This is a genomic window from Ancylobacter crimeensis (assembly GCF_023016805.1).
Lineage (GTDB): Bacteria > Pseudomonadota > Alphaproteobacteria > Rhizobiales > Xanthobacteraceae > Ancylobacter > Ancylobacter crimeensis.
Genome location: NZ_JALKCH010000002.1, coordinates 262,035 through 276,328 on the forward strand (window position 1 = coordinate 262,035; position 14,294 = coordinate 276,328).

Consider the following 14,294-nt stretch of genomic DNA (forward strand, 5'->3'; position numbering starts at 1 on the left):
GCTGTGCGGCGGGCAACCTGGACCCGATCGTTCAGAAGCCAACGCCCATCAGGATGAAACCCGGGCACAGCAACGTGTTGCACGGTTCAACGGCACGCATCGCCACACGGGGACGCACGACGGCCGCATCGCGCCGCGGAGCCGGAGCGGTGCTCACGACACGCTTGCGCGGAGGACGGGTCGGGGGAAGCGGTACGGCGTCAACCGGCTGCGCCATATCGGCAGAGGCCGTGACGGGTGCCGCCATCTGCGTCGGCAGATCCGATTCGGCTCTCACCCCCGGCGTTACAAAGCCGGACATGACGAGCACGCTGCATGCTGCCGTCAGGATTACGGTCGCCCGAAGCATAACCGTTGCCTCCATCTCCAGACGTCACAAGGACGGTAAGTCGAACGTCAGGCAAGCCAAAAAGTTTCCTCTCAGGCAGACCCCGCAACTATAATATCCTGACTTGAAGAAGAAGGCCAATGCCGCGCATGGTTGCACAGGCAAGGAGTGCGGGGGGGCGGATGCACGGGCAGACTGGAGCGAGCGAGCCGTCCGCCGAAATGGCCGAGCAGGTTTCTGCTGAGCCGCGGGACGCGACGCCTGACGATGCAGTTGCCGTGGCGGTTCAGCTTTTGCGCGGTGGCCGGCTGGAGGAAGCCGACCACGTGCTCCGACAGGTGCTCGCGGATTTCCCGGACCATTCCGACGCGCTGCATTTCTTCGGTCTGTTGCGGTTGGAGAAGGACGACCCCGTCGAGGCCCTCGATTTCGTCCGGCGGTCGGTCGAGATCGCCCCGGACAATGCAGGGGCGTGGAACAATCTCGGCAACCTGCTGTTGCGCCAGAGGGCGCTTGCGGAGGCAGGCGAGGCTTATAGCCGCTGTCTTTCGATCGTGCCGGATTTTCCCGAGGCGATCAGCAATATCGGCTTCCTCCTACGCATGAACGGCGAGGTGGACGAGGCCGAGCAGCTCTATCGCCGGGCCCTCGAGGCCCGACCGGATTTTCCCGAAGCACTGAACAATCTCGGCGCCATTCTGCTGGCACGCGGCGACGACATCGGAGCCGAGGTCCTGTTCCGGCGCGCCCTCGCCATCGAGCCGCTCTTCGCCGATGCTTTCACCAATCTCGGCCGGGCACTGTCGGGGCAGGGGCGAATGAGAGAGGCGTCCGACTGCTTCTGGCGCTCGATCGCGTCCCGGCACGGCAAGCGCAGTGCGTACCGGCTGCTGATCTATGCCCTGGTCCAGACCGGCGAGCGCGACAAGGCTGTCGCTGTCGCCAGGCAATGGCTGGAGGAGACTCCCGACGACCCCGGCGCTCGCCACCATCATGCGGCGGTGACCGGCGGCGAGATCGCGCGGGCGTCGGATGCCTATGTGGAGACGATCTTCGACCTCTATGCCGACAGTTTCGACGCCTCGCTGAGCCGGTTGGGTTATGCGGCCCCGCAGCTCTGCGCCAAAGCGCTGGGCAGCTTCGGACTGGAGGCCGCAGGCCGTCTGGACGTGCTGGATGCAGGCTGCGGCACCGGCCTGTGCGCTCCCATGCTGAGACCCTATGCTGCGCGTCTCGACGGCATCGACCTGTCCAAGGGCATGCTGGCCAAGGCTGCGGCGCGCGATCTCTATGACCGTCTCGATCGGGCAGAGATGGCCACCGAGATGGCGGCACGCCCAGCTACCTACGACGTCATCGTCTCGGCCGACACGCTGTGCTATTTCGGCGATCTTTCCCAGGTGCTGGCTGCCGCTGCAACCGCTCTGCGTCCGGGCGGGCATATGGTCTTCACCGTGGAATCGCTGGATCTGCTGGAGGATGTCGGCGCTGTGCCTGCCGGCTTCCGGGTTCACCCCGGCAGTGGTCGCTTTGCCCATTACCGTGCTTATGTGACCGGCGTCGCTGAGCGGGCCGGCTTCGACATCCCAATCTTTGCCGCTGCCGATCTGCGCATGGAAGGCGGCTTGCCGGTCCGCGGCTACGTGGTAGGCCTGCAATGTCGGTGACCCGGTTCACCCGCACATGCGAGGCCATCGGCCCGCGGCCGCGGGCGAGGATTCTCCCGCCGTTTCTTCTGACGATGGCGTTGGGCGTGACGGTGCTCGCCACCTTGGCGACGGTGACGGTACCGGCTGCGGCGGAGGGGGCGGAGCCACTCACCGCCGGTGGGATCGCCTTCACCGTCAATGCCGGCATAACGATCAAGACCGAGAGCGTCCGGATCTCGGTGGCCGAGATCACCATCGACTACGAGTTCGTCAACGAAACGGGGGCGGATCTCGTCACCCTGCTTGCCTTTCCATTGCCCACGCTTGGTTCCGGCGATCCTTCCATCGCCGACTCCCTGCCGCGTGGCCAGGATCCGGTGAACTTCCTGGCAGCCACCACCACAATCGACGGCAAGCCGGTCCAGCCCCAGGTCGCGCAGCGGGCCTCGGTTCTGGGGGTCGACATCACCGATCGGCTGAGGGCAGACGGCGTCCCGCTCAATCCTTATGCCGCCCCGGCGGGGCGCGCGGCGCTCGCGGCACTGCCGGCCCCCAAGCGTGCCTTCTACCTGCAGAACGGCCTCGCCCAGTGGTCCGGCAACGATCCGGTCTCCTTCGGCTGGGACGTCGCCACGAGCCTGTACTGGCTGCAAACCTTCCCGGCCGGGAAGACCGTGAAGGTCCATCACCGTTATATCCCGGTCTCGGGCTCGGGCCTGTTGGGGCTGGCCGATCTCGACGCCGCGCCGGCGGGTGGGGTGCTGTCCCGAAATTATTGCCTCGACGAGGGTGGGATTGCCGGCATACGCAAGGCGCTGAGCGGGCAGCAGGACAGGAACCCGCTTCCGACCGCGATGCTGCAGCGCGCGACGCTCGGTTATCGCCTCGGCATGGGAGCGGGATGGAGTGCGCCGGTCGGGCTGTTCAAACTCACGGTCGAAAAGCCGAAACCGGACGACATCATGAGCATGTGTTTCGGCGGCAAGCTGGACAAGGCCTCGCCCACGAGCTTCACTTTCACGGCACGGAACTATCTGCCGCAGGATGATCTCGCGGTTCTTTTCGTAAGCACCGGCACGCGATGACGGGCGTGGCGGGGGTGTGCCGCCGGAGCCCTGGCCGGGACATCCTCGATGCCGGCAGACATCCTCGATGCCGGCATGAGATGTGGTAGATTCGATCGCCATCCTGGGCTGCATCCGGTGCCGTCGCAAGGCTTCCGAAACAGCCGTTAGAGGAAAGACGCCATGCCGCTGGAGGGGGGCTTCGCGTGTGGTCTTGACGCCGGACCTGCACGGACGCGCGAGCGCCTTTTCCGGCGCTTTCCGGGCACCGCCCATCCCGTGCGCGGCGCCTTCCTTGCCGCGAGCATCTGCCTCGCCACTGTTTCCGGTTTCGTCGCCGCTTCGCCGTCGCAAGCGCAGGAGGAGGCGCGCGTGGTCAAGCGCCTTCCACAAGGGGAAGGCGGGAATTCGGTCGGCGTGGTGCCGGGACGCGAGGACATCGAGGCGGTCGGCCCCTCCGCGATCTATGCCGACGACAAGGGCGGCGTCTATCTGCTCGACCAGGTCAATGGCCGCATCCTCTCCATGAATGTCGACAACCCGTCGGCACCGCCGGAGACGCTTCACCTACCGCCCGGCCTGGAGCCCACCGACATGGTGGCGATGAAAGACATGCTCTATGTGTGGGACGGAAAGGTTCACGCCCTGCAAGGCGGCGCCACGGACAATCCTGCCGCCGTGGGCCCGGCGCCGGGCACCTCTTCCACGCTTGAGGCACGTTCGATATCGGATCCCGACGATCTCACCCGCTCGGCCTTCGCGCAGATGGGTTCGCAGACCCCGTCCAGCGACGAGGAGGTGATCGGTGCGGTCGGCCGCAGCCTGACGCCGCAGGATTTCGAGGCCCCGATCAAGCAGACCGTAGCCTCGCGCACGCTGGGGCAGGTCTCGGTCGTCGTTCTGCCGGGCAGGAACGGCAAGAGCGCCGTCGTCGAGGCCCGCCCGCTGAAGGATCCGCTGAGCCTTTACCGCTTCGAGGTCAATGTCAGCGACCGGCTCGGCTCGCTGGAGGTTCTGGACATCGACACGTCGGGCAACACCTTCGTGTTTACCGAGAATATTCCTCCCAAACCGGGTGCGCGCGCCTCGATCTTCGTTGCCCGCTATACGAGGGCCGGCCGGCTCGATCGCATCTACGACCTGCCCATCACCGCGGACCAGATCGGCTCGCGCCGCTTCGTCACCATCTCCGCCGGCGGCAAGGTGCTGTTCCTGAAATCGGATGCGACCGGGGTGAGCATCGTCGAGCTCGCCTCCCGCAGGGCGAAGCGGCAGTTGCTCGATCCTCCGCCGCTGAAGGTGGCGGGCTCGGCCATGGAATACGCCGATCCGGGCATCATCACCGCGGTGCGACCCAATTCGCGCCTCGGCGTGATCCAGATGGGGCTCGGCTTCGAGGGTTTGAAATGGCAGGTATCGCCGCAGAGCTACGGCAAGGATCCGGACATGCGCTGCACCGGCTTCGACGGACGGGTGAGGCGACCGGGCTATCTGGACGGCCAGGTCGGCCAGGAGGTCCGGGGCGTGCCCTATTGCTGGGGGTGCTTCGGAACGCTGATCCAGTTCAAGCGCAAGGTCGACGCCGGGGCGCTCGCCGGCAACTGGTGTACGCGCGATGATCCGCGCACGGATGTGGTGGGCGTCGACTGCTCGTCCTTCGTCAGCGCCACCTGGGGCCTGTCGCGACATTATACGACCGCGGAAATCCCGCGCATCACCAAGCCGCTCGATAATCCGTGGGACCTCAAGCCGGGCGATGCCCTCAACAAGGCCGGCTCCCATGTCATGCTGTTCGTGAAGTTCACGCCCGATCGCAAGGTCGAGGTTCTCGAGGCGTCGACCGGAGGATGCAACGGCCGGGTCTGCCGCAATGTCTATCCGCTGTCGGTGCTGCTGGCGCGGGGCTATCAGCCTGTCCGCTATCCGCTGCTGACCGATTGATGTGGGGATCGTGTGCCATGGCGCCACGCCGACAGGCCCCACGCTGCGCGGGCGCTTCGTCGCCGCTTGGTGTATCCTCACTCACGGTAACCGATGGTCCCGGCGCGTTCGTCCGGTGCGCGGAGCGATGTCTGCATCGATGAGTGGCTGGAAAGCATGGCTGGCGGCGATTGCAGGCGCTTTCGCGCTGCTTGCCGCTTCCATGTCCGCCGCCAGCGCCGAGCGCCGGGTGGCGCTGGTCATCGGCAATGCCTCCTACCAGAAAGTGGTCGCGCTCACCAATCCGAAGAACGACGCCGCCGACATGGCGACCACGCTGCGCGACCTCGGCTTCGAGGTCATGCTCCGCGAGAACGTGAAGCGGGATGAACTGCCCAACCTGCTCAAGGAGTTTTCCCGCCTCGTCAACGGCGCCGACGCTGCGCTGGTCTATTATGCCGGCCATGCGCTGGCCTATCGCGGCGCCTATTATCTGGTTCCGATCGATTCCGGCCTCGAGGATGAGGATGCCGTCAAATACGACATGCTGCCAGTCGAGGACTTTCAGGAGGTCCTCGACAAGGTCAAAGGCGTCCGTATCCTCATCTTCGATGCCTGTCGCAACGACCCCTTCCGTGATCCGGGTGCCGACGGCAACAGCCGGGCCGATGCTGCGCCGGCGCGACCGGGCAGCGTGACGGTCTACGCCACTGCACCTTTCGAGGTGGCCGAAGACGGCAAGGAACGCAACAGTCCCTTCACCCGGGCCCTGCTGCGCCGGCTGCGCGAGCCCGACCTCGACCTGCCGCTCGTGCTGCGGCGAGTGGCGCTCGATGTCAGCACCCAGACCGGCGGGCGGCAGGTGCCGGATATCCAGATGTCGCTTCGCGAGCGCTACGTGCTCAACCGTGCGGAGACGGATTCCAGCCATTGGGCACGCATCCGTTATTCGAGCGACCCGCGCGACTTCGAGGATTTTCTCTCCCGCTTCCCCTCTTCCGCCTATGCACCCGAAGCCCTGTATCGCAAGCAGGTGATCGAACGGGCCGCGACCTTTCTGGCGCGCCGCCGCGACGAGATCTGTACGCGCGAGGCGGGCCAGATCGACACGCTTGTCGCCGCCCGCCGGGGCAATGAACTGACCGCCTTGCAGGACCGGGTCCAATGTCCGCAGAGCGCGGGGCGCATCTCCGCCGGGCTGGCATCGATCACGCAGGCGATCGCGCGGGAAAAAGCGGTGTGCGACCGCGAAGCCGGTGACGTCGCCACATTCGGCCAGGCTGGCCGCTCCGAGGATCTGCGCCGGCTTCGTGCCGCCGCGACGTGCCCACAGACGGCGGCGCGCGTCGACGAGGCGCTGGACGACATCGCCCGGCGCGAGGAAGCCGAGCGCGCCCGCCGTGCGGAGGAAAGCGAACGCCAGATCCGGGAGGCTGCCTGTCTCACCGAGGCCGACAGCATACCCGCCATCGCCTCCTCGCGCGGGGAGGCGGGCCTCAACGAGCTCAAGGCGAAGTCGGCCTGCCCGCAGAACGGCCCGGTAATCGCCGACGCCCTCGCGGCGCTTGCCGCACAGAAGCAGGCGGCGGCGAAGGCATGCCGGGACGAGGCGAACGGCATACCCGCCATCGCCTCCTCGCGCGGGGAGGCAGGCCTCAATGAGCTGAAGGCGAAATCGGCTTGTCCGCAGAACGGCCCGGTAATCGCCGACGCCCTCGCGACGCTCGCCGCACAGAAGCAGGCGGCGGCGAAGGCATGCCGGGACGAGGCGAACGGCATACCCGCCATCGTCTCCTCGCGCGGGGAGGCGGGCCTCAACGAGCTGAAGTCGAAGTCGGCCTGTCCGCAGAACGCTCCTGCGATCGCTGACGCCCTCGCGGCGCTTGCCGCGCAGAAGCAGGCGGCGGCGAAGGCATGTCGGGACGAGGCGAACGGCATACCCGCCATCGCCTCCTCGCGCGGCGAGGCGGGCCTCAACGAGCTGAAGTCGAAGTCGGCCTGTCCGCAGAACGGCCCGGTAATCGCCGACGCCCTCGCGGCGCTTGCCGCACAGAAGCAGGCGGCGGCGAAGGCATGCCGGGACGAGGCGAACGGCATACCCGCCATCGCCTCCTCGCGCGGCGAGGCGGGCCTCAACGAGCTGAAGGTGAAGTCGGCCTGTCCGCAGAATGGCCCTGCGATCGCCGCTGCCCTTGCCGCGTTGACGGCGCAGAAGCAGGCGGCGGAATCCGCCTGCCGCGACGAGGCTGCGAGCATCGCAGGCATCGCGACCGTCCAGGGCGAGGCCGGGCTCGATGCGCTGAAGGCACAGTCCGCATGCCCGCAGAACGCACCGGCCATCGCCGCCGCCCGTGCGGCCGTCACCGCGCGTAAGCAGCAGGAGGCCGAGAAGGCCGACAAAGCCTGTCGCGACGAAGCGGACGGAATGGCCGGCGTCGCCGCCACGCAGGGCGCGTCCGGCCTGGAGAATCTCAAGAGGTCGTCCATTTGTCCGCAGAACGCGGGCGCGATCACAGCCCTGCTTGCCACCTGCGCGAACGAGACCACCCGCATTGGCAGCCTCGTCAAAGCCGACGATGCCGATGGCCTTGCGAGCCTGCGTGGAACCGCGCGCTGTGCCGAGACGGCGAGCCGAATCGATGCGGCATTGATGGCACGCGAGCAGCGTATTTCTGAACGGCGGGCTGCGGAGCAGCGGGCGGCCGAACAGGCCTGTCGCACCGAGACAGCGAGGGTGGAGGCTCTCGGTGCCTCCGGCGAAGAGGCGTCGCTGACGTCCATGCGCCCCGGCGCGGCGTGCCCCGAGAGCCTTGCCCGGATCGATAGCTGGCTGGCCGTCTTCGAGGACAAGCGCCGCCAGGCTGCCGCCGAGCGCCAGGCTGCCGCCGAGCGCCAGGCTGCCGCCGAGCGCCAGGCTGCCGCCGAGCGCCAGGCTGCCGCCGAGCGCCAGGCTGCCGCCGAGCGTCAGGCTGCTTGCACGGCTGAAGCCGCGACGATCGCGGGCCTCAAGCAGGCGGGCGATGCAGCAGGCCTCGATGCTCTTGCCGAGACGTCCACCTGTCCGGACAATGCCCGGCTGGCCAGCGCTGCCAGCGTGGCGGTAAAAAAGGCGCGTGACGACGCCTGCCGTGCCGCCGAGGCGGATTACCGAGCGATCGATGCTTCGGATCCCGCCGCGCTCGAGGCATTCGCCAGCGCGGATCGAGGTTGCCCGCCGATCAGTGAACGGGCCGAGGCAGCCGCCGCGTCGGCGCGCGCGCAGCAGCGCGTCGCGGCGCTTGTCACGCCGGCGGCACCCGATGCAGTTGACCGGCCCGAGCCTTCCCCCGCCGCCGTCGCGCCGGCAATGAACACGGCCGAGCAGGTTCAGCGGGCCCAGAAGGCCCTCGCCGGCGTTGGCTGCTACAGCGGTGCCGCTGACGGCAAGATGGGCGCCGGCACCCGGCGGGCGCTGGAGAAATATTTCCGCGTGGCCAAGCCCGGCACCGATGTGCCGGACGATATCGACGAGAACCTTTTGCTGCAGCTCGAGCAGAGCGGTACCGACCGGGTGTGCCCATTGGAGTGCGGTGCCGGCAAGGTGGCAAAGGGAGATGCCTGCGTTGCGGCAGTCGAGCCTGCCGCCAAGCCGGAAAAACCGGAAAAGCCGGCTGCCGGCAGGCCAGCGGCGAAACCAAAGCCCGAGAAGACTGCGAAGCCTTCTCCCGTCGAGGCCAGCCGTTCCGCCAAACCGGCCACAGCTCAGGCGGAGCCGGTCCAGCGACGGCAGGAGCCGGCCAAACCGGCACCGGCGTTTGACCTGCGCACCAGGGTCATTCCCATCCAATGAGAACGTGGCGTGACGGCACCCTCATGCCGGCGCACCGGTACGGTGTCCTGCGCAGCCGCAACCGTTTCGTCTTCGTATCCGTGTCTTCGAAATTCCCCTTCGCCGCAGCTCGCGGACAATTGAAGCGCCGCTGCGTCCGGGCTAGCGTCCGCAGTGGCGTGTTTTGCACGGCAGGATTGCGCATCGGCCTGCCGACCTCGTCGAGCGTATGAGCGTCGCCCCGGGCCGGGCCGGTGGTGGCGCCGGACCACGCGTGCCGGCACCGCTTTCTTCTTTCAGGGTGCATCATGAACAGGACGTCATTTGTCTTCGAAACGGGCGCCACGACCCATGAGGGCAAGGTGCGCGAAGTAAATGAAGATAATTATCTGGTGCGGTCCGGCATCGGGATGTGGGCCGTCGCCGACGGCATGGGCGGCCACCATGCCGGCCGGCTGGCGAGCACGGCGGTCATCAATACGCTCGCGACCGTGGCCGAGTACGAATCCGCTTCCGGCTTTCTCACCGAGTGCGCCCATGCGCTGGAGGCAGCCAATGCTCATCTGCGTGAAGCTGCGCGCAGCATGAGTCTCGACATGATCGGGTCGACTGTCGTGCTGCTGCTGGTGCGCGGCAGTTCTTATGCCTGCGTGTGGTCCGGCGACAGCAGGATGTACCGGATACGTGATGGCGTCATCGCTCAACTGACCCGGGATCATTCGGAAGTCGAGGACCTGATCACCCAGGGCGTGCTGTCTCGTGAGGAAGCCAGGCACTGGCCCCGCCGCAACATCATCACCCGCGCCATCGGCGCCGGTGAGCAGGTCGAGCTGGAGATCGTGAACGGCGAGGTCGAGGCCGGCGACGTGTTCCTGTTGTGCAGCGACGGCCTCACCGGCCATCTCGACGATGTGGAGATCGCAAGCCGGATGATGGGCGACGATCCGCAGAAGATGGCCGACTCTCTCGTCGAGGCGACGCTGGAACGCGGTGCCAGCGATAATGTCACGGTGGTGGTGGTGCGGTGCGCGCCCCGCGAGCCGACCGTTACGGATGTCGCCGGCTCGCCGAACTGGACGGCGGGCTAATGTGATGGCATCGCACCCGCCATCCGGCTCCTCCGGGACCTGGCTTCCACCGGGAACCCGGCTCAACGATCTCTACGAGATCGAGGAAGGCATCGCCGCCGGCGGCATGGGTGAGATCTATCGTGGCCGCGCGATCCATACCGGGGAGGCGGTGGCGATCAAGACCATCCGGTCCGACATCGCCGAGACCGACATCGCGCTCGCCATGTTCCGGCGTGAGGCGGCAGCGCTGTCCACCCTCTACCATGAGGCTATCGTTCGCTATTACGTGTTCTCGGTCGATCCGGTGCTGCAGCGACCTTACCTCGCCATGGAATATGTGTCGGGGCCTTCGCTGTCGGCGATGATCAAGGATGGTCCGCTCGACTACGAGTCGGTGCGGGTGTTCGGCATGCGGGTGGCCGATGGCCTGCACGCCGCGCATCGGCGCGGCATCTTCCACCGCGACATCTCGCCGGACAATTTCATCGTTCCGGAAGCCGACGTCGCCCAGACGAAGATCATCGATTTCGGCATCGCCCGGCAGACGCAGGCCTCGCACGGCACGGTGGTGGGCGACGGCTTCGCCGGCAAGTACAATTACGTCTCGCCTGAGCAACTCGGCATGGCCGGTGGCGACGTGACGGCGGCGTCCGACATCTACAGCCTCGGCCTCGTCTTTGCGGAGGCGGTGGCGGGTTGCGCCATCAACATGCGGGGCAATCCGGTCGAGCAGATCGAGAAGCGTCGCGTCGTTCCCGATCTGTCGCATATCGACCCCCGGCTTCAGCCGCTGCTGGAGATGATGCTGCAACCTGATCCGCGGGATCGGCCGGGTTCGATGACCGAGGTCGCGGCCTGGTTGCGACGCGGCGGTACCCGTGCGCCCGTGCATGGCAGCTTCGAAGACGACCACGAGCCGACAGTGATTTCCTCGGCCGCGCTGCCGCGCGAACGCTCGGCCGGCGAGCCGTCTTTCGCGCCGGGCCGCGAGACCGGCACCGGCAGGCGTATGGCGACCGGCACGGACGCGGGGCGGCCGACGACGGGGCGCGCGCCGACCGATCGCCCGATGCAGGGCGGCTTCTCCGCCCGGGAGACGTCGGCCTCAATGCCGGTCTCCGGGCGGGCGACGTTCTCCGCCCAGCGGGACGCCGCGCAGGACGGGGCTTTCGAGGAGCAGAGCCGCGGGCGCGGCCGTTTGCTGGCGCTTCCGCTCGCGGCGGCGGCTCTGCTGCTCCTGCTCGCGGGCGGCGGTGCCTACTGGATGCTGGCTGGCGGCAAGGTGGTGCAGACTGCCAGCACGGACACCGCCGATACCACCAGACCCTCGGCGACACCCTCGGCGACGCCGTCGATAGCCGGCATCCCCAAGCAGCCTGCTTCCAATCCTGCGAAGCCGCCGCCCATGGGAAGCGCGGCGCCGCCGAGGCCGGGGTCGGATGCGATGGCGGCGGTAAAGGACGTGCCGGCGGCGGCGTTGGGCCGCTATCTCGCCGATTATGGTGCGGGGCCCTGTGTCTTCATCAGTCCGCTGGTGATCGCCGACAATCGCGCGACCGCCGAAGGCTATGGCCGTGCGCAGACCGACTTCGACCAGCTCGACAGCGACTTTCGTGCTGCCAACGGCTTCGATCCCGATATTCTGCTGCGTCAGGTGGACCCGGCGCAGTGCCCGATGGTCGAGCTGCTGCAGAAGACCCGTACCGATGGCGCCGCGCGCCCGCGCCTCGAACTTGCGTCCCACGAGGTGAAGCCGGGCGATATGCTGCTCGGTGAGGCGGCGACGGTGGCCTCTTCCTATGTCGCCGTCGTTTTCATCCTGCGTGACGGCACCACCCGCGTTGTGATGGGGGCAACGCGGCAGGCCGGTGATCCGCTCGCCTTCGCCGTGCCGCTCGAGGCCAAGGCCGCCGTGGATTCGCCGGTGATCGTCGCGGCCATCGCCGCGCCGCGGCCGCTCGACGTGCTGAAGCAGGATCTTGCCTTGCCCGCGGGCGCCTTCGCCGAGCGGCTGCTCGGCCAGGCCTCCGATGCCGGCGTCCGTCTCGCGACCACGGCGCGCTATGCCCAGATCGCCCCCTGATCGCCGCGCTCCTGACATCGGGCGCCGGCTTCGCGGCAGCGCCCCATGAGCGCGGATGGGGTCGTGGTCTTCGAAAGCGGCTGGGGCACGATCATCATTGCCCGCGGCCTGTCGACCCGCGGCCAATTCATGAAGTCGAGCCGGGGCGCTGAACTGGCCTACGCGCTTCGCGCCTATCTGCTGCAGGGCGGCAGTATCGAAAGGCTGGCGGGGTTCTGGGCACAGAATGGCGGCACGCGGTGCAGCCCGGCTATCGCGCCGCTCATTGCCGAGGTTGCGGACGCCGTGGACCGCGGTCGGCTCAATGCCTGGATCTTCCGCCAGCCGCAGATGGGGTCGAAGGCGGATTTCAACAGCCTGGCGGAACAGGCAGAACGCGGAGTGCAGCAGAGCATGCGCTCGTCGCGACGCCCGCCACCCCCGCCAACGGCGGCGACCCTTGCTCCTGCCGCCGGCCTGGGGACGCCCCTCGCCGCCGCGCTGCCGGTCAGAAGCGTCGGCGACATGAAGCTTGCGGAACGCCTCGCGATCGTGCTGCGCCGTACGCCGGACCACCTCGCCGGCGATCTGGCCGAGCCATTCCGGGCCTTCGTCGAGAATCCGGAAACGCTGGCCATGGCGGTGCTGGCGGGAATCCTCCTGACCGAGCTTCACGCCGTGGCGGCGGGCGAGGTCATCGACGGCGCGGTTCTGACGGCGCTCATCGTCTGCGCAGTCATGCGGGGGGAATCGGGCTATGAGGCCGTGCACACCACGCTGGCGGCGGCCGAGAGCGTGGTGCGCTTCCTGATGCTGACATTCGGCGCAAAGACCGAGCGCGATCTCGACGAGGCGGCGAAGCTGCTGGCACAGGCGGTGGCGGCGGTCGGCGTGGCCGCGATCATCTTCCTGTTCCGCCGCATCACGGGCGAGCGCCAGGACGGGCCGAAGCAGAAGGCCGGAAAGGGGCGGCCGGTTGCGGCGATGACGGAGGAGGAACGCCTGAGGGCGAACCAGGGCAAGCCGCTTTCCGGCCCCGCGCCTGCTCCCAATCCCACGCCACCGCCACATCCGACTCCGCCGCAGCTATCGCAGAAACCAGGCTCTCAGGCAGGCCCGCAGGCAGGTCGCCCCAGTGCACGGGAGCTTCTGGCCGGCCAGCCGCACAACACCGTCGAGGACATCTACAAGGTTGCGCCGAAGCATCAGGCGAAGCTTGCGAAAGCCGGCCAGAGCATCGAGGCTGAACTGGGCGTCGACTGGAAGAATCCCGGTATCAAGGACCGGGAGACGGCCGCCGCCAAGATGGAGCGCAAGAAATACAGGTCCGTGAAGCAGATGAGCGACATCGTGCGGGGCGGATTCGTGGTGGATACGCCCGCGCAGGCGGATGCCGTCGTCGCCAAACTGGGCCGCCGCTTCGACATTCTCGACGAGGGGTGGAAGGCCTCGGACGTGGGATATGTGGACCGGAAAGTGCTCGTGCGCTTTGACGACGGGACGGTGGGAGAGGTGCAGATCTGGAACCGGGCCATGTATGCCGCCAAGGATCCCGGCTCGAAGCTTTATACCCAGCGTCGAAGCCTACCGGCGGGTGATATTCGCCGGCAGGAGCTCGAACGCCAGGAAAGAGCTCTCTATTCGGCAGCGGTCAGCGAATCCGGCGAAGACTGGTCGGCCATCAGCGCGGCATCCGGGACGGGCGGCAATTGACCATACTCGGGAAGAAATCGCTCACGCATCGCGGCTTCCGATGGAAGGAGCCGATCATACGCGGTCTCGTCCGGGTCGATCTCCTCCCAGTCCTCGCCCGGCCCCAGGACGGCCCATGCCCGGCGCGGAAAGCCCGATGTCACGATGGCCGGACGGTATTCCCAATCAACGAAGATCATCATGTGCTCCGAGCAAGAAAACGACCGCACACATCTGTGCAAGGCGCATCGCCCGCGCCAGTGGCCGCCAGGTGCGGCTTCCTCATTGTCCTCGATCTTCCTGACCATATAGGCTCCTCCCACACCGTGGAAAAGGCAATCCTCATGCCTCAGATCCCTTCCGACCACGCCGCCATCGATCGCCGGCTGGTCGATGCGCTCTTCGACATCGTGCCGGATGACTGGAAGGCTTTCCGGCTCAGCATCCGGCCGCCGGAAGCGGAGGATGGCCCGCTACGGCTCGCCGTCGTCAATCCCGATGTCGCGGGGGCCGATGCGGTGCCGGACGCGCCGCTGCGCGCGGCGGCGGATGAACTGGCCGCCTTTCTTGCCCGCGAAGGGCGTGCCTGGGAGGTGCTGTCCTATAGCGGCCATCTCGGCGCCGACGACGAATGGCACCTCAAGATCGTGGTGCCGTTGCCGGACTGAATGTCCGAGCCTCGGGTTTCTGGGAAAGCCGTG

9 protein-coding genes are annotated in these 14,294 nt (G+C 67.4%); 8 read left to right on the top strand and 1 reads right to left on the bottom strand.

Annotated elements, in window-relative coordinates:
* Window positions 1-606 precede the first annotated feature (606 nt).
* The 7 genes from MWN34_RS03315 to MWN34_RS03345 all read left to right on the top strand — a co-directional run bounded on the left by MWN34_RS03315 (window position 607) and on the right by MWN34_RS03345 (window position 13,614).
* Window positions 607-1,995 carry a tetratricopeptide repeat protein gene (locus MWN34_RS03315; RefSeq protein ID WP_247026444.1) on the top strand — a complete coding sequence of 463 codons (1,389 nt, stop codon included), beginning with the start codon at window positions 607-609 and terminating at the stop codon, window positions 1,993-1,995.
* A gap of 86 nt (window positions 1,996-2,081) precedes the next feature.
* Complete coding sequence (locus MWN34_RS03320) at window positions 2,082-3,062, top strand: DUF4424 family protein (protein WP_247026445.1); 981 nt, start codon at window positions 2,082-2,084, stop codon at window positions 3,060-3,062.
* Between the two features lie 162 nt (window positions 3,063-3,224).
* Window positions 3,225-4,982, top strand: coding sequence for a hypothetical protein (locus MWN34_RS03325; protein WP_247026454.1), 1,758 nt, complete (start codon window positions 3,225-3,227; stop codon window positions 4,980-4,982).
* A gap of 127 nt (window positions 4,983-5,109) precedes the next feature.
* Window positions 5,110-8,790: a caspase family protein gene (locus MWN34_RS03330; RefSeq protein WP_247026456.1), complete on the top strand. Its 3,681-nt coding sequence runs from the start codon at window positions 5,110-5,112 to the stop codon at window positions 8,788-8,790.
* Between the two features lie 287 nt (window positions 8,791-9,077).
* Window positions 9,078-9,857 carry a PP2C family protein-serine/threonine phosphatase gene (locus MWN34_RS03335; protein ID WP_247026463.1) on the top strand — a complete coding sequence of 260 codons (780 nt, stop codon included), beginning with the start codon at window positions 9,078-9,080 and terminating at the stop codon, window positions 9,855-9,857.
* A 4-nt stretch (window positions 9,858-9,861) separates the two neighbouring features.
* Window positions 9,862-11,922 (top strand): serine/threonine-protein kinase, encoded by a 2,061-nt coding sequence (locus MWN34_RS03340; protein ID WP_247026465.1) that lies wholly within the window; start codon window positions 9,862-9,864, stop codon window positions 11,920-11,922.
* Window positions 11,923-11,967: 45 nt separating this feature from the next.
* Window positions 11,968-13,614, top strand: coding sequence for a nucleotidyltransferase family protein (locus tag MWN34_RS03345; protein ID WP_247026474.1), 1,647 nt, complete (start codon window positions 11,968-11,970; stop codon window positions 13,612-13,614).
* Here MWN34_RS03345 and MWN34_RS03350 read toward each other — a convergent pair.
* Entirely contained in the window at window positions 13,539-13,901 is a 363-nt protein-coding gene (locus MWN34_RS03350; RefSeq protein WP_247026475.1) for a hypothetical protein, read from the bottom strand. The genes MWN34_RS03345 and MWN34_RS03350 overlap by 76 nt on opposite strands.
* A 36-nt stretch (window positions 13,902-13,937) precedes the next feature.
* On the opposite strand from MWN34_RS03350, the gene MWN34_RS03355 reads away from it, so the two are divergent.
* The gene (locus tag MWN34_RS03355; protein WP_247026477.1) at window positions 13,938-14,261 is read left to right on the top strand and encodes a hypothetical protein; all 324 of its coding nucleotides are present in this window, start codon (window positions 13,938-13,940) and stop codon (window positions 14,259-14,261) included.
* The last annotated feature ends 33 nt before the right edge of the window (window positions 14,262-14,294 follow it).

Excerpts from the sequence above, each read along its gene's own strand:
- MWN34_RS03345 (WP_247026474.1), top strand. The coding sequence starts at position 11,968 with ATGAGCGCGGATGGGGTCGTGGTCTTCGAAAGCGGCTGGGGCACGATC.
- MWN34_RS03330 (WP_247026456.1), top strand. The coding sequence starts at position 5,110 with ATGTCTGCATCGATGAGTGGCTGGAAAGCATGGCTGGCGGCGATTGCA.
- MWN34_RS03355 (WP_247026477.1), top strand. The coding sequence starts at position 13,938 with ATGCCTCAGATCCCTTCCGACCACGCCGCCATCGATCGCCGGCTGGTC.
- MWN34_RS03350 (WP_247026475.1), bottom strand. The coding sequence starts at position 13,901 with ATGGTCAGGAAGATCGAGGACAATGAGGAAGCCGCACCTGGCGGCCAC.
- MWN34_RS03335 (WP_247026463.1), top strand. The coding sequence starts at position 9,078 with ATGAACAGGACGTCATTTGTCTTCGAAACGGGCGCCACGACCCATGAG.
- MWN34_RS03325 (WP_247026454.1), top strand. The coding sequence starts at position 3,225 with ATGCCGCTGGAGGGGGGCTTCGCGTGTGGTCTTGACGCCGGACCTGCA.
- MWN34_RS03340 (WP_247026465.1), top strand. The coding sequence starts at position 9,862 with ATGGCATCGCACCCGCCATCCGGCTCCTCCGGGACCTGGCTTCCACCG.